At 72.1% G+C, this 21893-nt stretch carries 18 protein-coding genes; 7 read left to right on the forward strand and 11 right to left on the reverse strand.

Annotation, left to right across the window (positions count from 1 at the left end; genetic code table 11):
• Positions 1 to 44 precede the first annotated feature (44 nt).
• A complete protein-coding gene (gene mutL, locus E4T13_RS16135) occupies positions 45 to 1817 on the forward strand; it encodes a DNA mismatch repair endonuclease MutL (protein WP_137179319.1) in 1773 nt (590 codons plus the stop codon).
• Complete coding sequence (locus tag E4T13_RS16140; protein ID WP_137179320.1) at positions 1814 to 3163, forward strand: glycosyltransferase family 1 protein; 1350 nt, start codon at positions 1814 to 1816, stop codon at positions 3161 to 3163. Before mutL ends, E4T13_RS16140 begins: the two co-directional genes overlap by 4 nt.
• Here E4T13_RS16140 and E4T13_RS16145 read toward each other — a convergent pair.
• On the reverse strand, positions 3147 to 4100 hold the full coding sequence (locus E4T13_RS16145; RefSeq protein WP_137179321.1) for a glycosyltransferase: 954 nt from the start codon (positions 4098 to 4100) through the stop codon (positions 3147 to 3149). The genes E4T13_RS16140 and E4T13_RS16145 overlap by 17 nt on opposite strands.
• On the opposite strand from E4T13_RS16145, the gene E4T13_RS16150 reads away from it, so the two are divergent.
• Positions 4075 to 4821 (forward strand): glycosyltransferase family 2 protein, encoded by a 747-nt coding sequence (locus E4T13_RS16150; RefSeq protein ID WP_137179322.1) that lies wholly within the window; start codon positions 4075 to 4077, stop codon positions 4819 to 4821. The genes E4T13_RS16145 and E4T13_RS16150 overlap by 26 nt on opposite strands.
• Here E4T13_RS16150 and E4T13_RS16155 read toward each other — a convergent pair.
• Complete coding sequence (locus E4T13_RS16155; RefSeq protein ID WP_137179323.1) at positions 4815 to 5969, reverse strand: glycosyltransferase family 4 protein; 1155 nt, start codon at positions 5967 to 5969, stop codon at positions 4815 to 4817. The genes E4T13_RS16150 and E4T13_RS16155 overlap by 7 nt on opposite strands.
• A 144-nt stretch (positions 5970 to 6113) precedes the next feature.
• On the opposite strand from E4T13_RS16155, the gene E4T13_RS16160 reads away from it, so the two are divergent.
• Entirely contained in the window at positions 6114 to 6545 is a 432-nt protein-coding gene (locus tag E4T13_RS16160; protein WP_137179324.1) for a BLUF domain-containing protein, read from the forward strand.
• 31 nt (positions 6546 to 6576) lie between these two features.
• On the forward strand, positions 6577 to 7233 hold the full coding sequence (locus tag E4T13_RS16165; protein ID WP_137179325.1) for an MBL fold metallo-hydrolase: 657 nt from the start codon (positions 6577 to 6579) through the stop codon (positions 7231 to 7233).
• A gap of 6 nt (positions 7234 to 7239) precedes the next feature.
• Here E4T13_RS16165 and E4T13_RS16170 read toward each other — a convergent pair whose 3' ends face one another.
• Positions 7240 to 7932, reverse strand: coding sequence for an SIMPL domain-containing protein (locus E4T13_RS16170; protein ID WP_170985028.1), 693 nt, complete (start codon positions 7930 to 7932; stop codon positions 7240 to 7242).
• Positions 7933 to 8062: 130 nt separating this feature from the next.
• The gene (locus tag E4T13_RS16175) at positions 8063 to 9904 is read right to left on the reverse strand and encodes an SLC13 family permease (RefSeq protein ID WP_137179327.1); all 1842 of its coding nucleotides are present in this window, start codon (positions 9902 to 9904) and stop codon (positions 8063 to 8065) included.
• Between the two features lie 184 nt (positions 9905 to 10088).
• On the opposite strand from E4T13_RS16175, the gene glsA reads away from it, so the two are divergent.
• Complete coding sequence (gene glsA / locus E4T13_RS16180; RefSeq protein WP_137179328.1) at positions 10089 to 11075, forward strand: glutaminase A; 987 nt, start codon at positions 10089 to 10091, stop codon at positions 11073 to 11075.
• Between the two features lie 8 nt (positions 11076 to 11083).
• On the opposite strand, the gene E4T13_RS16185 is transcribed toward glsA, so the two are convergent.
• The 3 genes from E4T13_RS16185 to E4T13_RS16195 are packed head-to-tail and all read right to left on the reverse strand — an operon-like array spanning position 11084 to position 14731.
• Positions 11084 to 11689 (reverse strand): YjbF family lipoprotein, encoded by a 606-nt coding sequence (locus E4T13_RS16185; RefSeq protein ID WP_137179329.1) that lies wholly within the window; start codon positions 11687 to 11689, stop codon positions 11084 to 11086.
• 10 nt (positions 11690 to 11699) lie between these two features.
• Positions 11700 to 13712 carry a TRAP transporter fused permease subunit gene (locus E4T13_RS16190; RefSeq protein ID WP_137179330.1) on the reverse strand — a complete coding sequence of 671 codons (2013 nt, stop codon included), beginning with the start codon at positions 13710 to 13712 and terminating at the stop codon, positions 11700 to 11702.
• A 23-nt stretch (positions 13713 to 13735) separates the two neighbouring features.
• Positions 13736 to 14731: a TAXI family TRAP transporter solute-binding subunit gene (locus tag E4T13_RS16195; RefSeq protein WP_137179331.1), complete on the reverse strand. Its 996-nt coding sequence runs from the start codon at positions 14729 to 14731 to the stop codon at positions 13736 to 13738.
• 148 nt (positions 14732 to 14879) lie between these two features.
• On the opposite strand from E4T13_RS16195, the gene E4T13_RS16200 reads away from it, so the two are divergent.
• Positions 14880 to 15578, forward strand: coding sequence for a CBS domain-containing protein (locus tag E4T13_RS16200; protein WP_240791159.1), 699 nt, complete (start codon positions 14880 to 14882; stop codon positions 15576 to 15578).
• A gap of 74 nt (positions 15579 to 15652) precedes the next feature.
• On the opposite strand, the gene E4T13_RS16205 is transcribed toward E4T13_RS16200, so the two are convergent.
• The 4 genes from E4T13_RS16205 to E4T13_RS16220 form a co-directional block, all read right to left on the reverse strand.
• Entirely contained in the window at positions 15653 to 17707 is a 2055-nt protein-coding gene (locus E4T13_RS16205) for an NAD(+) synthase (protein ID WP_137179332.1), read from the reverse strand.
• 60 nt (positions 17708 to 17767) lie between these two features.
• Positions 17768 to 19903 carry a hypothetical protein gene (locus E4T13_RS16210; RefSeq protein ID WP_137179333.1) on the reverse strand — a complete coding sequence of 712 codons (2136 nt, stop codon included), beginning with the start codon at positions 19901 to 19903 and terminating at the stop codon, positions 17768 to 17770.
• Positions 19903 to 21039 carry a DegT/DnrJ/EryC1/StrS aminotransferase family protein gene (locus E4T13_RS16215; RefSeq protein ID WP_137179334.1) on the reverse strand — a complete coding sequence of 379 codons (1137 nt, stop codon included), beginning with the start codon at positions 21037 to 21039 and terminating at the stop codon, positions 19903 to 19905. Before E4T13_RS16215 ends, E4T13_RS16210 begins: the two co-directional genes overlap by 1 nt.
• A gap of 108 nt (positions 21040 to 21147) precedes the next feature.
• A complete protein-coding gene (locus tag E4T13_RS16220; RefSeq protein WP_137179335.1) occupies positions 21148 to 21792 on the reverse strand; it encodes an acetyltransferase in 645 nt (214 codons plus the stop codon).
• Positions 21793 to 21893 lie beyond the last annotated feature (101 nt).

Genomic DNA, 21893 nt, shown 5'->3' on the forward strand with positions numbered 1-21893 from the left:
CTTGGCGCTTGCCCGGCGCCACGCCAGGGCGCATTCCCTGCGGCATGGCCGCGCCGCGAATCCGCCTGCTGCCGCCGACCACCGCCAACCGCATCGCCGCAGGCGAGGTGGTGGAGCGCCCCGCCGCCGCCGTGAAGGAGCTGGTGGAGAACGCGCTCGATGCCGGGGCGCGGCGCATCGCCATTCGGCTCGAGGAAGGCGGCATCGCCGGCATCCTGGTGGAGGATGACGGCAGCGGCATGTCCGCCGCCGAGCTCGATCTCGCCGTGGAACGCCACGCCACCTCCAAGCTGCCGGAGGAAGCGATGCTGTTCCGCATCGCCACGCTGGGCTTCCGTGGCGAGGCGCTGCCCTCCATCGGCGCGGTGGCGCGGCTGACCATCACCTCCCGCACCGAAGGCGGCGATGCGCACGCCATCACCGTCGAGGGCGGCCGGAAGTCCGCCGTGGCGCCGGCCGCAGGCCCGCCGGGCACCAGGGTGGAGGTGCGCGACCTGTTCTTCGCCACCCCGGCCCGCCGCGCCTTCCTGAAATCCGCGCGCAGCGAGGCGGAGGCGAGCCTGGATGCGGTGCGCGGGCTGGCGCTCGCCTGGCCCGGCGTCGCCTTCGCGGTGGAAAGCGACGGGCGCCCCGTGCTGGCGTTGCCCGCGCAGGCGCGGGAGGCGCGCATCGCCGCGCTGCTCGGCCCGGAGTTCTCGGCGGCCGCGCTGGCGGTGGAAGCGGAGCGGGGCGCGCTGTCGCTCTCGGGTCTTGCCGCGGCGCCGCTGCACCATCGGCCCACCGGCACGGCGCAGCACCTGGTGGTGAACCGCCGCCCGGTGCGCGACCCGCAGCTTCGCACCGCTTTGCGTGTTGCCTATCGCGAGCTGATCCCGCGCGGCCGCCATCCCGCCGCGGCGTTGTTCCTGGAGCTGCCGCCGGAGGCGGTGGATGTGAATGTCCACCCGATGAAGACCGAGCTGCGCTTCCGCGATGCGGAGGCGGTGCGCGGCCTGCTGATCTCGGCGCTGCGCCGCGCGCTGGCCGTCGGCGTCGCGGCCGTGCCGGGCTTGGCGCCGGAAGCCGTGCCCGGCTCGGGCGGCTTTGCCGAAAGCGCGGCGCCCGCCCCTGCGCCACCCAGGCCGATGCTGACCGGCTGGCAGCCGGCGCCGCCGCGCCCCGCCGCCCCGCGCCTGCCGCTCGGCTTCGCCGCCCCGCCGCCGCCGCCCGAGCCGATCCTGCCCGAGGAGGAGGGGCCGCTCGGCCGCCCCCTCGCACAGCTCCTGTCCACCTATGTGCTGGCCGAGGCGCCGGATGGCGCGCTGGTGCTGGTGGACCAGCACGCCGCGCATGAGCGCCTGACGCATGAGGCGCTGAAGGCGCAGCTCGAGGCGGGCGGCGTGCGCGCGCAGCCGCTGCTGCTGCCCGCCGTGGTCGAGCTGCCCTCCGCCGCCGTGGCGCGGCTGCTGGACGCCGCGACGGCGCTGGAACGCCTCGGGCTGGAGATCGAGGGCTTCGGCCCCGGCGCGATACTGGTGCGCGGGTTGCCGGCGCTGCTCGGCAACCCCGACCCCGCGCCGCTGCTGCGCGACCTGGCGGAGGAGATGGCCGAGGATGGCGGGGAAGGGCTGGCCCTGGCCGACCGGCTGGATGCCGCGGTGGCGCGGCTGGCCTGCCATGGCTCGGTCCGCGCCGGGCGGCGACTGACCGGCGCGGAGATGGCGGCCCTGCTGCGCGACATGGAGCGCACGCCGCGCGCGGCGACCTGCAGCCATGGCCGCCCGACCTTCATCCGGCTGGGCAGGGCGGAGCTGGAGCGGCTGTTCCACCGCCGATGACGCCGCCCGCCCGCATCGTGCTCGACGTCTCCAGCATCCTGCGCTGGACCGGCCCGCCCGTGGGCATCCTGCGCGTCGAGCAGGAACTGGCGCGGCACGGCCTGGCCGCGGAGCCGGATGTCGTGCCGGCCTTCTTCGATCCCCGCCGCGGCGTCTTCCGCGCGCTGAACCCGGCTTGGCGGGACCGGCTGCTGGGTGCCGAGGCGGCGATCGACCACGTCACGCTGGACTGGCGCCGCCAGCGACGCCTCTGGCAGAACCTCGCCTCGCCGCGCTACCCCGCGGCGATGGCGCTGGAACGGCTGCGCCTGGCCGGGCATGGCTGGGCGGCGCAGGCGCAGAGACGTCTGCTCGGCGCCTATGTGCATCACGCGCCGTTCGGCGCGCCGGGGGTGCGCCATGCGGTGGTGCCCCTCGACATGGCGCTCGGCGCGACGCTGGCGCTCGGCCCGCGCGACCGGCTGCTGCTGGCGGGATCGGGCTGGGCGCGGGCGCGCGCCGCCGCGGCGCATGGGATGGAAGCCGGCGCGCGGCTGGTGCCGCTCTGCTACGACCTGATCCCACTGCTGCATCCCGAATGGTTCCCGCCGGAGGAACTGCCGGATTTCGAGGCCTACTGGGCCGCCCTGCTGCCCGCCGCCGCCCGCGTGCTGTGCAACGCCGCCTGCGTCGCGGAGGACATCACCCGTCACGCCGCAACGCTCGGCCACCGCATCGCGCCGCCCAGCGTGCTGCCGCTGGGCTTCGCGCCGCCCCCGCCGGTGCCGCCCGCGCCGCTGCCCCCGCCGCTCTCACCCGGCCGCTTCGCGCTCTTCGTCAGCACCATCGAGCCGCGCAAGGGCCACGCGGCGCTGCTGGCCGCGTGGCGGCGCCTGGTGGCGGAGGGCGTGCCGCAGCGCGCCGATTTCCGCCTCGTCTTCGTCGGCCGTCCCGGCTGGATGGTGGAGGCGGTGCTGCGCGCGCTGCCGGACGCGGATGGCGCGCTGGGCGGGCGCGTGCTGCATCTGCGCCACGTCGACGACGCCACGCTGCGGCGGCTGCTGGCCGATTGCGCCTTCACGCTCTACCCCTCGCGCTACGAGGGGTTCGGCCTGCCGATCATCGAGAGCTTCGCCGCCGGCAAGGCGGTGATCGCCTCCACCGGCGGCGCCGTGCCGGAGACGGTGGGCGGCCTCTCCCCCTGCCTCGATCCGCTGGATGTGGACGCCTGGACGGCGACGCTCGGCGCATGGATCGCCGACCCGGCCGCGCGCGCGCCCTGGGAGGCGCGGATCGCGCGGCAGTTCCGACCGCTGCACTGGCCGGAGGCCGCCGCCGGGATCTTCGCCGCTACCCGCGCGGCGTGAGCAGGCTGCGCAGCCACAGCAGATGCGCATGCAGCCGCGTGCGCAGGGCCAGGCCGGGCTGCGCGCGCAGCAGCGCCAGCGCCGCCCGCGCGCCACGCCCCTGGCCCAGGGCAAGCTGCTCCTTCGCCGCGCCGAGCGCGCCGGCGATCAGCGCATCGGACATACCGTCCAGGCCGTCATCCTCGGCGCGCCCGGCGCGGCGCCGCTCGGCGGCGCGCCGCGCGCGATGCGCGGCGACGATGCTGCGCTCGAGCGTCTGCCAGGTCGCCTGCCCGGCATGGATGCGATAGTCCACCAGCGCCTCGGTGAGCGCATGCAGCGCTCCGGCCTCGCTCAGCCGCAGCCACAGATCGTAATCCTCCGCGCCGTCATAGCTGGCGCGATAGCCGCCAACCGCCAGCACGGCCGCGCGGTTCAGCAGCATGGTCGGATGCGCCAGCGGATTGCCCCGCGGCAGCGCCGCGGCGATCGCCTGCGGGCCGGGCGGCGGCGTCACTTCCCGCAACACGCGGCCGGCGGCATCCACCACGCGCCAGCCGGACGCGATCGCCACCGCCTGCGGCGTCGTCGCGGCCAGCGCCATCTGCTTTGCCAGCCGGTCCGGCCGCGCGACGTCGTCGGCATCCATCCGCGCCACCCAGGGCGCTCGGGATGCGGCCAGGCCGCGGTTCAGCGCAGACACCACGCCGCTGCGCGGCTGGGTCAGCACCCGGATGCGTGCGTCCCGCCGCGCCGCCTGCGCCAGCAGTTGCGGGGTGGCATCGCGCGAGCCATCATCCACCACGATGCAGTCGAAGTCGCGCCACTCCTGCCGCAGGATGCTGTCGAGCGCCGCGGGCAGGAAGGCGGCCCCGTCGCGCACCGGCATCAGCACGGACACCGCCGGCATCGTCATGCGGATGCCATAGCGGATGGCGCTGCCGCCTGTCAGCATCATTACGGTCACGCGCGACGGCCTGTTCTTCACGCGGCTGCTGGTGGACCAGGTGCGCAGGCTGGTGGGCCCGCGCGACTACGAGATCATTGTGGTGGACCAGGGCAGCCGGGACGGCACCCAGGCCTGGCTGCGCGCCCAGCCGGATGTGCGGCTGCTGCGGCGCTGGACCTGGTTCGGCCACGGGCACCGCCATGGCGAGGCCGCGGAGAAGGCGGTGCGCGCGGCACGGCATGAGCGGATCGTGCTGCTCGATTCCGATGCGCATCCGGTCTCGGCCGACTGGCTGGAGAACAGCGCCGACCTGCTGGACGACGCCCGCCCCATCGCCGGCGCGATCTTCCGCAGCCCGCATCGCGGCAACCCGCATGGCTGGTACGTGCACCCGCATTTCATGGCGTTCCGCAGGTCGGACCTCGGCGGGCTGGTGGTGCTGCGCAAGCTCCGCGGCGAGGACACCGACACCGGCGAGGAAGCGACCATCCGCGTGCTGGCGGCGGGCCGCGGCGTGATCGGCCACGAGATCGCCTTCTGCCCGGAACTGTCGGTCGGGCACGAGAGAGTGCCGACGGTGGCGGGCGGCGTGTTCCATTGCTGGTACACCTCGCGCCTGCTGCACGAGGAAGCCGTTGTGCTGCGCGAATCCGAAGGCCAGGTCAGCCGCGCCACCTATCTCGACCCGCTGATGGCGAAGCTGCGGGCGCATTACGGGCTGGACTACTGATCGAGGCGCAGCTCCTGCGCGACTTCCGCCAGGATCGCCTCGATGCAGCGGAAATTGTCGGCGAAGTCGGCGCGCAGCGCCGCGACGCGCGCCGCGGCGCCGATCGCGCGGCGGCGGGCGGGATCCCGCAGCAGCAGCGCGAGCGTCTCTGCCAGCCCTGAATCGTCATCCGGCCGGTCGAGCACGAAGCCGCTGCTGCCATGCGCGATCAGGTCGGATGCGCCGTTCAGCCGCGTGGTGACCACCGGCAGGCCGGCGGCCATGCCCTCGATCGTCGCCAGGCTGCAGGCATCCCAGCGCGTCGGGTGCAGCATCGCATCCGCCGCGGCATAGAGCGGCTCCATCGCCGCGACCGGGCCGAGGAACGCCACCTGCTCCGCCACGCCAAGCCGGGCGGCAAGCCCGGACCAGGGCCGGTCCGGCAGGCCGCCGGCCACCGCAAGCCGCACATCTATCCCGGCGGCCCGCAGCCGCGCCAGCGCAAGCAGCGCCGTGTCCAGCCCCTTCAGGCGCAGATTGTGCGCCACCATCAGCCCGAGGAAGGTCTCGTCGCCGAGCCCCAGCGCGGCGCGCGCCGGGCCGCGCAGCGGCGCCAGCCGTTCCGGCGCGAAGCGGGCATTGTCGACGCCATTCGGCACCACGCGCAGCCGCTCCGGCGGCAGCCTGTGGCGCTGCGCGAGGAAGCTGCCGAGATGCCGCGACAACGCGATGACGCGCCGTGCGCGCGCCGCGGCGAGATGCTCGACGACGCGCATCTGCATCCGCCGGCTGTTCAGCCGCGGCGAGATCGTCGCGCGCAGCCGGCGCCAGGCGACATGGGAGGTGATCTCCCGCTGCAGGGAATGCAGGCCGGAGCCGGTATGGGGATGCAGCACATGGCCCGACCAGCCGACGCCGCCATCATGCCAGACCATCGGCGGCAGCCGTCCCGGGCGCAGCGCCGCCGTCACGCCGCGCGCGCGGCCGAGCACGGAGCCGGGATCGGGGATCAGGTGCAGCCGTCCCGCGCGCACCGCGCCCTGTGCGCGGAAGGCCAGCAGATGCACCTCGTGCCCGGCATGCGCCAGATGCTCGGCGAAGCGCGCCGTCCAGCGTTCCGCGCCGCCACCTTCCGGGTTCCATTCCTCGATGACGAGGCCGACGCGCATGCTGCCTCCGGACGTTCAGCGCGGAGGCTAGCCTGCGCTGCCGGGGACGGCGAGAGCCTGCTCGCGCTGCGAGACGTGCGGGATTCCCGTGCGCGCGGCGCGCCCGGCGTGTAGGAAGATGCGACGCGGAGCGGAGACAGGCCGATGCGGGTGCTGCAATTGATCTACGCGTCACGGCCCTTCGGCTTCGATGCCGCCGCGCTCGAGGACATCCTCGCGGTGGCGCGCCACCGCAACGCGCAGGACGGCATCACCGGCGCGCTGATCTGCCGCCACGACCTGTTCATGCAGGTGCTGGAAGGACCGCGCGCCGCGGTGACCGCCTGCTTCGGCCGCATCCTGCGCGACGACCGGCATGTGGAGGTCTCGCTGCTCTGGAGCGGCGACGCCGCGGCGCGGCTCTTCCCGGACTGGACGATGCGCGACGATTCCGTCCCGTCCTGGATGTGGAGCCGGGAGGCGCTGGCCGCCGGCGCCATCGCCGGCGCCACCGCGGAGGAGGCGCGGCAGGTCTTCGTGCGCCTGGCGCGCGAGCCGCACCAATGCGGACTGGTCCTGCACGCCACCCGGCATTGACGGGGCCGCCGCGTGGCGGCACTCCGGACCGATGCCGAAGCTCCAGGCCGCCCAGATCGCCGTCACGCCCTTCCAGCAGAACTGCGCCCTGATCTGGGATGCGGAGACGCGGCGCGGCGTAGTCGTGGATCCCGGCGGCGACGTGCCGCGCATCCAGGCGGCGCTGGATCGCGCCGACTTCACGGTGGAGCGCATCCTGCTGACGCATGGCCACCTGGACCATGCCGGGGGCGCGGCGGCGCTGAAGGCGGCGCTGGAGGCGAAGCAGGGCGCGCCGGTGCCGGTGGAAGGCCCGCATCGCGCGGACGAGTTCCTGTTGCAGGGCATTCCCGTCCAGGCCGCGCAGTACGGCCTGGAGGGCATGGACAGCGTCACGCCCGACCGGTGGCTGGCGGACGGCGACGTGGTCTCCATCGCCGGGCAGGAGTTCGGCGTGCTGCATTGCCCGGGCCATGCGCCGGGGCATGTGGTGTTCGTCGCACCCGGGCTCGGCTTCGCCATCCTGGGCGACGTGCTGTTCCGCGGCTCGATCGGGCGGACCGACTTCCCCTATGGCGACCACGCGGCGCTGCTCGATGCGATCCGCACCAAGCTGTTTCCGCTGGGCGACGAGATCCGCTTCCTCTGCGGCCACGGCCCGGGTTCGACCATCGGCGAGGAACGCCGGTCGAACCCCTTCCTGAAATAGGTCGCCCTATCGCGGGCGCAGCACGACGACCGCCTGCACTGTCGCCTGCACCACGACATCCTCCGCCACCGCGACGGGCGGCGGGGCGGCGCTGGCGCTGCGGGCGGCCATGGCCATCGGCGCCGGGCGCGGCATGCGCTCCGGCACGTCGATCCGCACCTCCTTCAGCCCGACCATCACCAGGCCGAGCTGTTCCGCCACCGCCGCCGCGCGCCGGCGCAGCCCGTCCAGCGCCAGGCGGGAGGCTTCCTCCCGCGCCGCGCGCTCGGTCTCGCGCGTCAACTGCCAGTGCAGGCTGCTCATCGCGAGCCCCTGCCCCTGCAGCGTGCCGGCCAGGCCGAGCAGCGCGGCGCCGTCGCCGCTGCGCAGCGTGACCTGCTGGGCCGCCTGCCAGGCGCGGCCCTCGTCGACGCGGTTGGTCCAGTAGCCGCCGGTCGAGACGCGCACGCCCTGCACCGCACGGGCACGCTCCACGGCGCCGGTGACGGCGCGGTTCACCGCCTCCTGCGCGGCGGCGGCGGTGCCGGCACGGGCCTCCGCGCGCAGCGTCGCCACCACCTCGTCCGGGGCGCGCAGCACCTCGGCGCTCTCTCCGATATGCAGTTCCGTCTCCGGCACGGGCGTGGGCTGCGCGGCGAGCGGCGCGGCCAGGGCGACTGGCATTGCAAGCAGCCCGAGCAGGGCGAGGATCCGGCGCATCTGGGTTCTCCGTTCTGGTTCCCGCATGGAGCGGGATTGCCGTGGCGGCAGCATGGCATGGCAAGGCTGCCGATGCTTCGGGCACGCGGGTTTGATGCGCCGGCGGCGCCAAGCCATCGGCGTGAGGCTGTCAGAACGGCAGCAGCAGCGGCACCAGCAGCACGCTGACCACCAGCGCGACGAGCGTGAAGGGGACGCCGACCTTCATGAAGTCGGCGAAGCTGTAGCCGCCCGGCGCCACCACCAGCGTGTTCACCGGCGAGGAGACCGGCGTCATGAACGCCGCGGAGGCGGCGAGCGCCACGATCATGGCATAGGGGTAGGGCGAATGGCCGAGATCCTGCGCGATGGCCAGCGCCACCGGCGCCATCAGCACCGCCGTCGCCGTGTTGGAGATGAACAGCCCGAGCGACGCGGTCACCACGAACAGGATCGCCAGCACCAGCCGCGGCGCGAAGCCGCCGGCGACCGACAGCAGCGCCTCCGCCGCCAGGTCCACGCCGCCCGTGCGTTGCAGCGCGATGGAGAAGGGCAGCATGCCGATGATCAGCACCAGCGTCTTGAAACTGATGGAGCGGTAGGCGCTGTTCATGTCGACGCAGCGGAACAGGCCCATCAGCAGGCAGCCGATCAGCGCCGCCTGCACGTTCGGCACCACGCCGCCGACCATCAGCGCGACGGTGATGCAGAGCGAGAGCAGCGCCGGCAGGGCGAGGCCGGGCGCCGGCAGCACCTCGTCGAACTCGGCCGGCAGGTTCAGCAGCACCAACTCGCTGCTGTCGCGCCGCAGCGCCTCCAGGTCGCGCCAGAAGCCGAACAGCAGCAGCGTGTCGCCCACCTGCAGGCGCTGGGTCAGCAGCTCCGCGCCGGCAGGCTTGCGGCCACGCCGCAGGCCGATGGCGGTCATGCCGTATTCCGAACGCAGCCGCGCTTCCAGGATGGTGCGGCCGACCAGGCTGGATTCGGCTGGCACCAGCGCCTCCACCATGCCCATCTGCTGGCTGCGCGCGCCGAAATAGCGCGTGCCGTCGCCGAGCGGCAGCGGCGCCAGGCCGTGGCGGGCGAACAGTGGGGCGGGATCCGCGCCGGCGGCCTGGAAGTCGGCGAGAAGTTCGTCGCCATCCTGCAATGCCACCGTGCCGGAAGGCCGCAGCAGGTCCACGCCGAAGCGGCGCGGGCGCTCGATGGCCAGGATGTTCAGGCCGTCCTTGCGCAGCGCCAGCTCCTCAAGCCGCCGTCCGGCCAGGGGCGATCCGGGCCGGATGCGCAGGCGGTATTCGCGGTCCGGCAGGTCGTATTGCCGGATCCAGTCCTGCAGCCGGGCGCGCTGCGCCTCCGGTGGCGCCGACACCGCCGCCGCGTCGCCACCCGACAGCAGGCGCCGCGCGACCAGCATGTAGAGCACGGCCAGCACCAGCAGCGGCAGGCCGAAGGGGGTGACGCCGAAGAAGCCGAACCCCTCATGCCCCTGCCGCGCCAGTTCCGCATTCACCATCAGGTTCGGCGCGGTCGCGATCAGCGTCAGCATGCCGCTGATCAGCGCCGCGACGGAAAGCGGCATCATCAGCGCGCGCGGGGAGGCGCCGGTGCCGGCGCACAGCCGCAGCACGATCGGGATGAAGATGGCGACCACCGCCGTGCTGCTCATGAAGGCGCCGAGCCCGGCCGCCGCGATCATCAGCATCACCAGCGCACGCGATTCGCTGCCGCGGGCGGCGCGGCCGAGCCAGTCGCCCATGTCGCGCGCGACACCCGTGCGCACCAGTCCCTCGCCGATGACGAACAGCGCGGCGATCAGCACGATGGACGGATCGGCGAAGCCGGCCAGCGCCTCGTTCACGGTGATGACGCCGGTCAGCGGCAGCAGCACGATCATCAGCAGCCCGACCACGTCCATGCGCGGCCGGTTCGCGATGAACATCGCGATCGCGGCGCCGAGCAGCAGCAGGACGAGCAGGAGGTCGGTGTTCATCGCCGCGGCCGTGGTGGCACAGCGCAGGCGGCGAGGCCAGGGCAAATGCCGCGCCCGCGCCGGCTTCGCGTATCCTGGCTGTGCAGCCCGTCCCAGGCCCGCCGCGGGCGCGATTCGCACCCCGCGCCTCGACGCCGCCTGCATGCTATCGGTTGCGTGCGACGGAAGGACGAAGGACGCTCCCATGGCCTTCGGCGAGGCAGGCGATTTCATCTCCACCGGCGCCCTGCCGGCGGCGGAGCGCGTGCAGGCTCTGGTGGAAGACGCGCATCGCCGCTTCGCCGGCGTGACGGAAGGCGACGTGTCGCGCGTCTACCCCGCGCTGGCGCGCATGCCGTCGGAGCTGTTCGGGATTGCGGTCGCGGATACGCGCGGCGCGGTCTTCACCGCGGGCGATGCGCGGCAGCCCTTCTCCATCATGTCCGTCTCCAAGCCCTTCGTCTTCGCGCTGGTGTGCCAGGCGATCGGGCCGGAAGCGGCGCGCGCCCGCATCGGCGTGAACGCCACCGGCCACGCCTTCAACTCGGCAGCGGGCATCGAGCACATGCGGGATGGCCGCACCAACCCGATGGTGAACGCGGGCGCCATCGCCACCACCAGCCTTGCGCCGGGCGCGACGCGGGAGGAACGCTGGCGCTTCCTGCACGAGGGCCTGTCCCGCTTCGCCGGCCGCGACCTGCCGATGAACGAGCCGGTGCTGGCCTCGGCGCGCGAGACCAATTTCCGCAACCGCAGCCTCGCCTGGTTCCTGCAATCGGTCGGCACGATCTATTGCGAGCCGGCCGAGGCCGTGGACCTCTACACCATGCAATGCGCGCTGGACGTCACGGCGGTCGACCTCGCCGTGATGGGCGCGACGCTGGCCGATGGCGGCGTGAACCCCGTGACGAGGCAGCGCGTGGTGGATGCCGCCACCTGCCACTACGCGCTGGCGGTGATGGCGGTGGCCGGCCTGTACGAGACCTCCGGCGACTGGCTCTACGAGATCGGCCTGCCCGGCAAGAGCGGCATCGGCGGCGGCATCGTCACCGTCTCACCCGGCAAGGGCGGGCTCGGCACCTTCGCGCCGCCGCTCGACGCGGCCGGAAACAGCGTGAAGGGACAGCTTGTCGCACGGCACCTGTCGCAGCGCATGGGGCTCGACCTGTTCATCTCGGCGCCGGCGGGATGAACCGGCGGCTACCCGCCGTGGAACTCCAGGGTCAGCATGTCCACCTCGTCGCCGACCCATTGCTGGCTGCGCAGCACGGCGCCCGATTCCGGCTGCACCCAGAAGAGGTTGGTGAAGGCGCCTGCGCCGCCGCCGGTGCAGCGCTCCTCCACCAACAGCCATCCCGCCTCGTCGCGGCCGGTCAGCCGGCATTCCAGGGCGACGCCGAAGCGCATCGTGGCGGGATCGCGCTCATTCGCGGCGAGATCCACGCTGCGCCGCGCGAAGGCTTCCGTGCCGCGCAGCGCCAGCGGGCGTTCCAGCGGGTCCGGCCCCTCGAAGCGCGTCGCCATCACCATTTGCCGGAAGCCCGCGGTGGCGATCACCCGCGCGCCTTCGGTCGCGACGGCGACATTGCTGGCCTCGCCACGCCAGATGTGGCGCGCGCCGCTTCCGCTCACCGGCAGCAGCACCGCGCGCCGCGGCGCGATCAGCAGGACATAGGGCCCCTGTACGGGCACCGGCAGCGCGGTGGGCGTCCCGCGTCGCAGCGCCTGCGCCGCGGGCGTGTCGCCGCAGCCGCCGAGCAGCGCGAGAAGGCTTAGCGCGACGGCGCAGCACAGAGGCGGACCCATGCCAGGGAAGCTAGGCTGCGCGCCCCCGCCACTGCAACGCCATCAACGCCGCCGCCAGCGCCAGCCCGACCAGATGCGGATGCGGCACCAGGTCGGCCAGCAGCGCCTCCAGCGCGGCGGGGAACACCATCAGCACGCCCGCCAGCGCGAGCGCCCAGCGCTCCCACCCCGCCAGCGCGCGCAGCAGCCAGCCCTGGGTGGCGGCGGCCAGCGCGGCGAGGCCGAGCGTCGCCAGCACCACCTGCCACGCCACGTCGGCCCAGTTCATGCCGTCGCGCAGCTGCAACAGCAGCCCGACGCCCTCCGGGTCGGTGACGAAGACGAAGGGCAGGACGAAGGCGGGTATGGTGTATTTCCACGCCATCAGCGTGGTGCGGTATGGCCCCGCCCCGGTGATCGCGCTGGCCGCGAAGGGACTGAGCGCGGTGGGCGGCGAGACCTCGCTCAGCACCGCATAGTAGAAGACGAACATGTGCGCCGCGTAGTCCGGCACGCCGAGCTTGATCAGCGCCGGCGCGGCGACTACCGCGCAGATGATGTAGCTGGCCGTCACCGGCACGGCGAGGCCGACGACCCACACGATCAGCCCGGTATAGATCGCCGTCACCACCAGCGAACCGCCGGCCGCCTGGATGGCGATGTCGGAGAATTTCAGCCCGAGCCCGGTCAGCGTGATGACGCCCACGATGATGCCGGCGCAGGCGCAGGTGGCGGCGATACCCACCGCCTGCACCGCGCCCGCCGACAGCGCCTGCACCAGGCGCATCGGCGTCAGGGCCGTGTCGCGCCGCAGGAAGCTCAGCACCACCGCGACGATCATGGCGTAGAGCACCGACAGGGTCGCCGAGTAGCCCATCACCATGAAGACGACGATCGCGATCAGCGTGGAGAAGTGGAAGCCGTAGAGCCGCAGCAGCTTGCCGACCGGGTCGACCTGCATCCTGGTCGCCGCGTCCTGGTCGCCCGCCGCGGCGCGCGCCTGGATGCGCCGCTGGTCCAGCTCCACCATGAACAGCAGGGAGGCGTAATAGAGGCAGGTGGGGATGATCGCCATCACCAGCACCTCGAGATAGCCGATCTTGAGGTACTCGGCGATCAGGAAGGCCGCAGCACCCATCACCGGCGGCGAGAGGATCGCGCCCATCCCGCCGGCTGCAAGCAGCCCGCCGGCATCGGCCGCCGGATAGCCGACCCGCTTCATCATCGGCCACGCCACGGTGCCGAGTGTCACGGTGGTGGCCACGCCCGAACCCGAAGGCCCGCCCAGCAGGAAGGAGGAGAGCACCACGGTGCGCCCCGCGCTGGTCGGCTTGCCGCCGGTCAGCGCGAAGGAGAAGTCCACGAAGAATTTTCCCGCACCCGAGGCCTGCAGGATGGCGCCGTAGATGGTGAACAGCACGATCAGCGACGCGGACACATCCACCGCCGTGCCGAAGATGCCTTCCAGCGTGATGGTCAGGTGCGGCACCAGCCGCTCGGCGTCGTAGCCCTGGTGCTGCCAGGGCGGCGGCAGCAGGTTGCCCCAGAAGCCGTAGAGCAGGAACACCAGCCCCACCACGGGCATCACCGGCCCGGTGGCGCGGCGTGTCACCTCCAGCACCAGCGCGATCAGCATCCAGCCGACCACCAGGTCCATCGGCTCGGGGAAGACGTAGCGGTCCTGCAGCTCGTCGCCGCCGGAGATCAGGTACCAGATGACGTAGATGCTGGCGGCGATCAGCGCCATGTCCCAGGGCATCAGCCGGTGCCGCCAGCTTCGTCCCGCGGGGAACAATGCGAAGCCCAGCACCAGCGCGAAGCCGACATGGACGTAGCGCAGCGTGGTGGTGGGCACGATGTCCCAGGCCGCCCACAGGTGGAACAGCGACATCGCCAGCGCGACCGCGACCGTGGCTTGGCCGAGCAGGCCGGGGAGGCGGTTCTGCACCCCCTCCTCCTGCTCGATCAGCTCCTCCAGCCGGGCGGCGGTGGCCTCGTCCAACGCGCCCTTGGGCACCTCGGGCGGAATCAGGGTGGTGCTCATCAGCCCGAGATGCCCTTGACGGCTCAGCCCAGATTGGCGCCGGCGGCGCGCCAGAAGGTCTCCGCGGCAGGATGCCAGGGAATGCCGGCCGCTGCGGTCTTCTGCGCTGCCAGCGTGAAGTCGCGTGCGGCGGAATGGGTGCGCACGAGGTCCTCGCGCCTGCCCCAGGTGACCTGCAGGATCCTGGTCACGAGGTCGGCGGGCATGTCATCGCGCACCGCCAGGATGTTGGCGACGGAAAGCTGCTTGTTCGGCGTGGTCTGGCCCGGATAGGTGTTGGCCGGGATCTCCTCCGGGAAATAGACCGGGCCGTTCTTCTCCACGATCTTCTGGAAGAGATCGGCATGATCCACCAGGTGGATCTGCGTGCCAGGCGTCGCTGCCAGGTCGGTGATCGCGCTGGTCGGCACGCCCGAGACGAAGAAATAGGCATCGAGCTTGCCGTCGCGGATCGCGTTGGTGGATTCCGCCGGGGAGAGCCGCTCCCGCGCACGGAAATCCTTCTCGCGATCCAACCCGGCGGCCTCGATCACGCGGAAGGCGAAAAGCTCCGTCGCGGAACCCGGCGCGCCCGTGGAGATGCGCTTGCCCTTCATGTCCGCCATGGACTTGATGCCCGTGGCGGCCGTGGTCACCACCTGCATGCGGTTGGTGTAGAGCACGGCGATCGCGCGGGCCGGCACCTTGCGCCCGCGGAAGGGGCCGGCGCCGTTGATGGCGTCCACGGCCGCATCCACCTGGCCGAACAGCATGCCGACGCGGCCGGCGCCGAGGAGCTGGAAATTCGCGACGGAGCCGCCGGTGACCTCGGCTGTCGCGCTCATCCCGGGAATGTCGCGCGAGAGCAGGTTCCCGAGCGCGCCGCCGAGCGGGTAGTAGACGCCGCCGGTGGTGCCCGTGGCGATGGACATCTGCACCGCGCCCTGGGCGCGCGCGACATGCGGCAGGCCGAGCGACGTTGCACCCGCGATGGTTGCAAGTCGGAGCGTGAGCGTGCGTCGGCCGATGGCGTTGGACATGAAAGCGGTTCCTCCCTTGTTCACGGCGCCAGGAATACAGGCGCTGCGGATGCTGTCAAACGGCCGGCGGTTGACCTGCGTCAAGGTTTGCATCGGCCGGGGAGCCTAACATGATGGTATTCTGCACCGGAGCAGAGGGAGCGCCCCGATGACCAATCTCAGAGCCCGTGACCTGATGACCTCCGACGTCATCACCGTGCCGCCCGAGACGCCCGTGATGGCGATGGCGCGCGTGCTGGCCGATCGCGGCATCTCCGCCGTCCCGGTGGTGGATGCGGAGGGCAAGGTGCTCGGCATCGTCACGGAGGCCGACCTGATCCGTCGCCTCGCCGGCGAGGCCGACAAGCCCACCGGCTGGTTCGCCAGCCTGTTCGGCAACCAGGAACGCGACGCCGAGCGCTACGCCCGCACCCATGGCGTGACCGCGCGCGACGTGATGACCAGCGAGGTCGTGGCCGTGGACCCCGACACGCTGGCGTCGCAGATCGCGCACATGATGGAGGATCGCGGCATCCGCCGCGTGGTCGTGACGCAGGACGGGCGCCTGAAGGGCATCGTCTCTCGCGCCGACCTGCTGCGCGCGCTGGTCACCGCGCCATCGGATGGCGGCGAATACCCGGATGAGCGCATCCGCCGCGCGGTGATGGCGGCGATGAAGAAGGAGCCCTGGGCGGACACCTTCTACACGCTGGTCGAGGTCAACAACGGCATCGTGGAGTTCCACGGCTTCAGCCGCAGCGCCGCCGTGCAGCGCGGCCTGCGCGTCCTGGCGGAGAACATCCCCGGCGTGAAGGGCGTGACGGACAACACCCAGCCCATGCCGCCCTACCTGTTCGCGACGGCGTAGCCCTACCGTCCAGAGAAGGCCTCTCCCCCCAACGGGGGGAGAGCGTTGGGTGAGGGGGGCATCACCCTACGCTCTCACTCTCCCCGCGTCGGAATCCTCTCCAGATCCGCCAGCCACGCCGCCGCCGAGGCATCGCTCGGCGCGCGCCAGTCGCCGCGCGGCGAGAGCGACCCGCCCGAACTCACCTTCGGCCCGTTCGGCAGCGCCGACCGCTTGAACTGGCTGGTCGCGAAGAAGCGCCGGACGAAGACCCGCAGCCATTTCGCGATCACCGGCAGGTCATAGGCCATGCGCTTGTCCGCCGGCGTGTTCGGCGGCCAGGCGCCGGCCTGCGCGTCGCGCCACGCATGCCATTCCAGGAACGCCACCTTGGAGGGGCGAAAGCCGAAGCGCGTGACGTGGAACAGCGTGAAATCCTGCAGCGCATAGGGGCCCACGAAATCCTCGGTCTTCTGCGCCGGCCCGTCCTTGCCGTCGCCGGGCACCAGCTCGGGCGAGATCTCGGTCGCCAGGATGTCCAGCAGCACGGGCTTCGCCGCCGTGCCGAAGGCAGCGCTCTCCGCCACCCAGCGGATCAGGTGCTGGATCAGCGTCTTCGGCACGCTCGCATTGACGTTGTAGTGCGACATGTGGTCGCCGACGCCATAGGTCGCCCAGCCCAGCGCCAGTTCCGACAGGTCGCCGGTGCCCAGCACCAGCGCGTCGTGCTGATTGGCCAGGCGGAACAGCAGCGACGTCCGTGCGCCGGCCTGCACGTTCTCGAAGGTGATGTCGTGCACCGGCTGGCCTTCGGCGAAGGGATGGCCGATGTCGCGCAGCATCTGCGTGCAGGCCGGCGTCATGTCGATCTCGGCCGCCGAGACGCCCAGCGCGCGCATCAGCGCCCAGGCATTGGACTTGGTCCGGTCCGTCGTCGCGAAGGCCGGCAGCGTATAGGCCAGGATGTTCGTGCGCGGCAGTCCGAGCGTGTCGAAGGCATGCGCCGCGACCAGCAGCGCCTGCGTTGAATCCAGCCCGCCGGAGACGCCGATCACCAGCCGCTTGATGCCCGTGCATTCCAGCCGCTGCCGCAGCCCGTACGATTGGATGTTGTAAGCCTCGTAGCAGAGCTCGGAGAGCCGCGCGTCATCGTCCGGCACGAAGGGGAAGCGGCTGAGCGGGCGGCGCAGGCCAAGGTCGCTTTCGGTGTCGGGCGCCAGCGCGAAGGGGATCACGCGGAACGGGCGCGAAGGCGGGTTGAAGTCCGCGGCGTCGCCGAAGCTGGTCATGCGCAGCCGTTCCTGCTGCAGCCGCTCCAGGTCGATATCGGCCAGGATCGGCGCCGCATCCCGGGCGAAGCGCGGCGCCTCGGCCAGCAGCGTGCCGTTCTCGTAGATCATCGCCTGCCCGTCCCAGGCCAGGTCGGTGCTGGATTCGCCGTTGCCGGCGGCGGAATACAGGTAGGCCGCGACGCAGCGCGCCGAATGCACCTGGCACAGCGCATGGCGATAGGCCGACTTGCCGACGGTGACGTTGCTCGCGGAGAGATTCAGCAGCACCGTCGCGCCGGCCAGCGCGGCGGCCGTGGAAGGCGGCACCGGCGCCCACACATCCTCGCAGATCTCCACATGGATGGTCAGGTCCGGCAGGTCGGTGGCGCGCAGCAGCACATCGGTGCCGAAGGGCGCCTCCTGCCCCGCGATGTGCAGCGTCGGCGGCACGGCGCCGAGGCCGGTGGCGAAGTGCCGCTTCTCGTAGAACTCGCGGTAGCCCGGCAGGTAGGATTTCGGCCAGGCCGCCAGCAGCCTGCCGCGATGGATCGCGAGCGCGGCGTTGAACAGCCGCCCGCCCACGCGCACCGGCGCGCCGACGAACAGCACGGGCGCCAGGTCACAGGATTCGTCCAGCAGCCGCGCCACGGCCTGTTCCACCGCCGCCAGCAGCGCCGATTGCTGCAGCAGGTCGTCGATCGCGTAGGCGGACAGGCCGAGTTCCGGGAACAGCACCAGCGACGCGCCCTGCGCCGCCGCGTCGCGCGCCATGGCCAGCGTCTGCGTCACGTTGAAGGCGGGATCGGCGACGCGCACGCGCGGCGCGACGACCGCGGCGCGGACGAAGCCATGGGTATGGAGGTTGTGGAAGGCGGTCACGGCCGGTTCACCTCGGGCCTGCCGATACAGCAAGCGGGTGACGGCGACAAATGCGGCGCGTCATGGGCGGGCGAAGCCGACGCCGGTCAGGCCGATGCCGAGCACCCGTTCGTCGCGGCCCGCGCCGACGGCGCGGGGGGAGGTCGCCCGCCCGTCCTCGATCGTCACCCGCAGCACCCCATCGGCCGCGGCGGCGGCGGTGAAGGGCAACGCGACCTCGCGCGGCCGTCCGTCGGTGAAGTCGATCTCCCGCGGCGCCTCGCCAGCGATTGTCACGACCACCGGCGGCTGCCCGGGGCCGGCGGCGAAGCGATGCATTTGCAGCAGCAGCGCACCGCCGCCCGCCCAGCCTTCCGGCAGCGGCAGCAGCAGGCTGGCCTTGGGCCCGCTCCAGGCTCCCCAATTCTCCAGCCCGTGGAAGCCGCTCTCCAGCCAACCTGCATGCTCACGCAGGTCGGCGATCGGATGCAGGCCGGGGGCAGCCGGCGGGCGGGGCAGCGGCGCGGTCTCGAACGCCCAGGACTCACTCGGTCCGAACCAGCGCAGCCGCGCGAAATCGACCGCGCAGGCGTGCCCAGCAAGCCCATGCGCCTCCAGATAGCTGCGCAGCCTGGCGGGGTAGTCGCGCTGGTTCGGCGCGCCGAAATCCCAGCCGGGCGGGTTGAAGGTGGAGAAGCCGTTCGGCGTGCGCAGACCTGCCACGGAGGCCAGGACCATCGCATCCACGTTGTGGCTGTAGAGCTGGTCCGCCATGCTGCGCGCCTGGCCCATGCGGGGCACGATGGCGACGAAGACTTCGCAACCGGGTGGCGGTGGCACCAGCGCCTCGATCCGGCGCAGCTCCGCCGTGCGGCGCATTCCCGTGTCGGGGATCGCGGTCCATTGCTCTGCCAGCAGCAGCATTGCGCAGCCAGCGGCCGCGATCCGCCAGCGCGCCTGCCACAGCGCGGCCAGCGGCACGGCGCAGGCGATCACGGCGAGCGGCGCCAGCACGACCACGACGCGCGAGATCTCGCGCGCCACGCCGGCACCCGGCACGCGCAGGAAGGTCACGCGCCAGGCCCAGGCCCGGCCGCCGAAATCCACCGTCGACAACACGATGAGCAAGGTCGCGATCAGGAAGGCGAGGGCGAAGCGCAGGCCGGGATCGGCGCGGCGCCGCCACAGCAGCAGCATGGCCGCCAGCGTCGCAAGCAGCGTGATCGGCGGGATGCCGCGCGCCAGATAGCGCATGCGCAAGGACGCACCGGCGGCGTCGCGGTCAAGCCAGGGGCTCAGCCAGCCCCAGAGCAGGTTGCGCGGCCCTGTGTCGATCACCGAGAGTGGCCCGAGCGCGAAGAAGCGTGTCGCTTCGATCCCGTGCCCGCCGGTCTGCGCCAGCAGGGGCAGGTAGAGCCAGAGTGCCGGCAGCAGCGCGACGACGAGAACCAGCAGCGGCACGCCCAGCAGCCACCAGGGCCGCCTCTGGCCGAACAGGCCGCGGAACTCGGTGCGCGGCATGCCGATCGCGAAGACCAGGGCCGAGAGCAGAATGGCCAGCCCGACGATCCAGAAGGTGTAGAAGGCGGTCAGCATCAGCGCACCGCCGAAGCCGCCCGCCAGCACGCCCAGCCACAGGAACCGCCGGCGGGCGCCCTGCAGGAAGGCCATCGCCATGCCGTGCAGCATCGCGCACCACAGCACCGCCGGACCCACGGCGTAGATCTGGATATGCAGCGTCGCCGCCTGCATCAGGCCGGGACTCAGCGTGCTGACCGCAGCGGCCAGGCAGGCCCAGGCCGGTTCCAGGCGCAGCATGCGTCGCGCCAGGAGGAAGGCGCCCAGGAACCCCATTGCGCCGAACAGTGGCGGCACCAGCTCGACCGCCAGCAGCGGATCGGCGCCGACGAGCCGGAAGCCGAGCGCCGCCAGGCCGAACAGCAGATAGCCGTCATTGTAGCCCAGCGTGCGCGCGAAAGGGTGGAACCAGGCGACCTGATGCCAGGGCTCCACGCCGGTCAGCACGTTGAACCAGTGCGAGATCAGCGCGACGGCGATCAGCCCGTCATGCTGGTCGCCCGTCATGCTCTCGAAGCCGGAGAGCCACAGGTCGCGGTGCACGACGGCGACGGCGCCGCACAATGCGACGAGCAGGATCACCGTGGCGGGAAGACGGCCGGATCCGTTCCGGCCGGGCGTCGTTTCGGCGCGGGGCATCAGCCCCGGCGCTGTACCACCTCCACCAGCGCCTCGCAAACGCGGTCCACATCCGCATCTGTCAGCGCAGGATAGCTCGGCAGGCTCATGCCGCGCGCCGCGATGTCCTCCGACACGGGCAGGACCAGATCCGGCCGTTCGTGGTGCGGCATGTGGTGCGCGCAGTAGAAGACCGGCCGCGTCTCGATCCGCAGCCGCGCCAGGCGCTCCATCACCGCGTCGCGGTTCGCGCCGCGCGGCAGCAGCAGGCTGACCAGCCAGTCCGAGCTGTCCACCTCGGGCCGCATTTCCTGGAACGCAAAGGGGTGGTTCGCCAGGTTCGCCCGATACCGCGCGGCGATCGCCTTCTTGCGCGCCAGGATCGCCGGCAGCCGCTCGATCTGGCCGAGGCCGATCGCCGCGGCGACATTGGTCATGCGGTAGTTGAAGCCCATCGCGACGTGCCAGTAGCGACGGTCCGGGTCCATGCCCTGGCCCTTGGCGATGCGCAGCCTGCGCAGCATCGCCGCGTCGCGGGCCATCACCATCCCGCCCTCGCCGGTGGTGACGGTCTTGTTGCCGAAGAAGCTGAAGGTCGCGGCGGCGCTGAACCGGCCGACATGCGTGCCGCGCCAGGTGCTGCCCAGTGCCTCCGCGCAATCCTCGACGATCTCCAGGCGGTGCCGCTCCGCAAGGGCGCAGAGCCGGTCCATGTCGCAGACGGCGCCGTACAGGTGCACCGGCATGATCGCGCGGGTCTTCGGGGTGATGCGCCGCTCGACATCCACGGGGTCGAGCAGCCAATCCTCCGCCGTGCAGTCGGCGAAGACCGGCACGGCGCCCGCCTGCACGATGGTGTTGACGGAGGCGATGTAGGTGAAGCTCGGCACGATCACCTCGTCGCCGGGCTGCAGGTCCAGGCAGTGCAGCGCAAGATGCAGCGCGACCGTGCCGTTGCACACCGCGGTGACATGCGGCGTGCCGACGACCTCGCCGAAGGCGCCCTCGAAGCGGTCGAGGAAGGCGCCGCGCGAGGAGATCCAGGTGCTGTCCACGGCCTCGAGCACGTAGCGCCGCTCATTGCCGGACAGGTCCGGCTCATAGACGGGCAGGAAGGCGGAAGCCGCCCCGTCGGCCGGCCGGCTCAATTCGTTCATTGCGAGTCTGCCACCAATGCCGTGGCCCTCCCCATTACCAAAACCGCAGGTTGATCAGTACGCCTGCGCCTAATCGGTCTGGTTGTTTCTCTCTAGCGCCGCGCCGTGTCATCCGGCAACCGATTTGCCGCGCAGCGGCCGTGCGGGCACCCCGCCCACCATCGTCCGATCCGGCACGTCCTTTACCACCGCGGAGCCGGCCCCCACCACCGCGTCGGCGCCGATCCGTACGCCCGGCCGCACCGCCGATCCAACCCCCACCAGGCTGCGTGCGCCGACCTGGACGTTGCCGGCAAGCGCGCAGCCCGGCGCGACATGGGCGGCCGAGCCTAGCAGGTTGTCGTGGTCCACGACCGCGCCGTTGTTCACGATCACGAAGTCCCCGAGTACGGTTTCGGTCCCGATCACGGCGCGAGCCAGCACCGCCGCACCGGCCCCGATTCTCGCCGCCGGCGAGACAAACGCCGCAGGATGGATCAAGGCCGGGATAACAAAACCGTGTGCCGCCAGCGCCGCACCGAGCCGCTCACGCGCAAGGTTGTTTCCGATGGCGACGAAGGCTGCCGAAACGCCCTCTCGCCGGAGCCGCGGCAGGTCGTCGTCACCGCCGATGACAGGGACGCCGAGCACCGTCCGGCCGGCCTGCGCACCATCCAGTAGGCCGGCAATCCGCCAACCCTGCGCCGCCCGGAAGGCTTCGATGACCACCTTGGCGTGGCCGCCGGCGCCGATGATCAGAAGATCCCTGGACATCCCGAATCCGCACTCCCTCCCCGCGACGGTTGCAGCCCGGACGCGCAAAAATTGACCTTCAGGCAATCCCCGCGCGGGGTTTGTTCGCCAGCCGCAGCAGA

Source organism: Roseomonas sp. AR75, assembly GCF_005222815.1.
GTDB lineage: Bacteria > Pseudomonadota > Alphaproteobacteria > Acetobacterales > Acetobacteraceae > Falsiroseomonas.

Bases quoted from the DNA above. Each gene is read 5' to 3' on its own strand.
- E4T13_RS16220 (WP_137179335.1), bottom strand. From the start codon at position 21,792: ATGTCCAGGGATCTTCTGATCATCGGCGCCGGCGGCCACGCCAAGGTG.
- E4T13_RS16215 (WP_137179334.1), bottom strand. From the start codon at position 21,039: ATGAACGAATTGAGCCGGCCGGCCGACGGGGCGGCTTCCGCCTTCCTG.
- E4T13_RS16195 (WP_137179331.1), bottom strand. From the start codon at position 14,731: ATGTCCAACGCCATCGGCCGACGCACGCTCACGCTCCGACTTGCAACC.
- E4T13_RS16175 (WP_137179327.1), bottom strand. From the start codon at position 9,904: ATGAACACCGACCTCCTGCTCGTCCTGCTGCTGCTCGGCGCCGCGATC.
- E4T13_RS16160 (WP_137179324.1), top strand. From the start codon at position 6,114: ATGCGGGTGCTGCAATTGATCTACGCGTCACGGCCCTTCGGCTTCGAT.
- mutL (WP_137179319.1), top strand. From the start codon at position 45: ATGGCCGCGCCGCGAATCCGCCTGCTGCCGCCGACCACCGCCAACCGC.
- E4T13_RS16190 (WP_137179330.1), bottom strand. From the start codon at position 13,712: ATGAGCACCACCCTGATTCCGCCCGAGGTGCCCAAGGGCGCGTTGGAC.
- E4T13_RS16150 (WP_137179322.1), top strand. From the start codon at position 4,075: ATGGCGCTGCCGCCTGTCAGCATCATTACGGTCACGCGCGACGGCCTG.
- E4T13_RS16165 (WP_137179325.1), top strand. From the start codon at position 6,577: ATGCCGAAGCTCCAGGCCGCCCAGATCGCCGTCACGCCCTTCCAGCAG.
- E4T13_RS16210 (WP_137179333.1), bottom strand. From the start codon at position 19,903: ATGCCCCGCGCCGAAACGACGCCCGGCCGGAACGGATCCGGCCGTCTT.
- E4T13_RS16145 (WP_137179321.1), bottom strand. From the start codon at position 4,100: ATGATGCTGACAGGCGGCAGCGCCATCCGCTATGGCATCCGCATGACG.
- E4T13_RS16185 (WP_137179329.1), bottom strand. From the start codon at position 11,689: ATGGGTCCGCCTCTGTGCTGCGCCGTCGCGCTAAGCCTTCTCGCGCTG.
- glsA (WP_137179328.1), top strand. From the start codon at position 10,089: ATGGCCTTCGGCGAGGCAGGCGATTTCATCTCCACCGGCGCCCTGCCG.
- E4T13_RS16200 (WP_240791159.1), top strand. From the start codon at position 14,880: ATGACCAATCTCAGAGCCCGTGACCTGATGACCTCCGACGTCATCACC.
- E4T13_RS16140 (WP_137179320.1), top strand. From the start codon at position 1,814: ATGACGCCGCCCGCCCGCATCGTGCTCGACGTCTCCAGCATCCTGCGC.
- E4T13_RS16155 (WP_137179323.1), bottom strand. From the start codon at position 5,969: ATGCGCGTCGGCCTCGTCATCGAGGAATGGAACCCGGAAGGTGGCGGC.
- E4T13_RS16170 (WP_170985028.1), bottom strand. From the start codon at position 7,932: ATGCGCCGGATCCTCGCCCTGCTCGGGCTGCTTGCAATGCCAGTCGCC.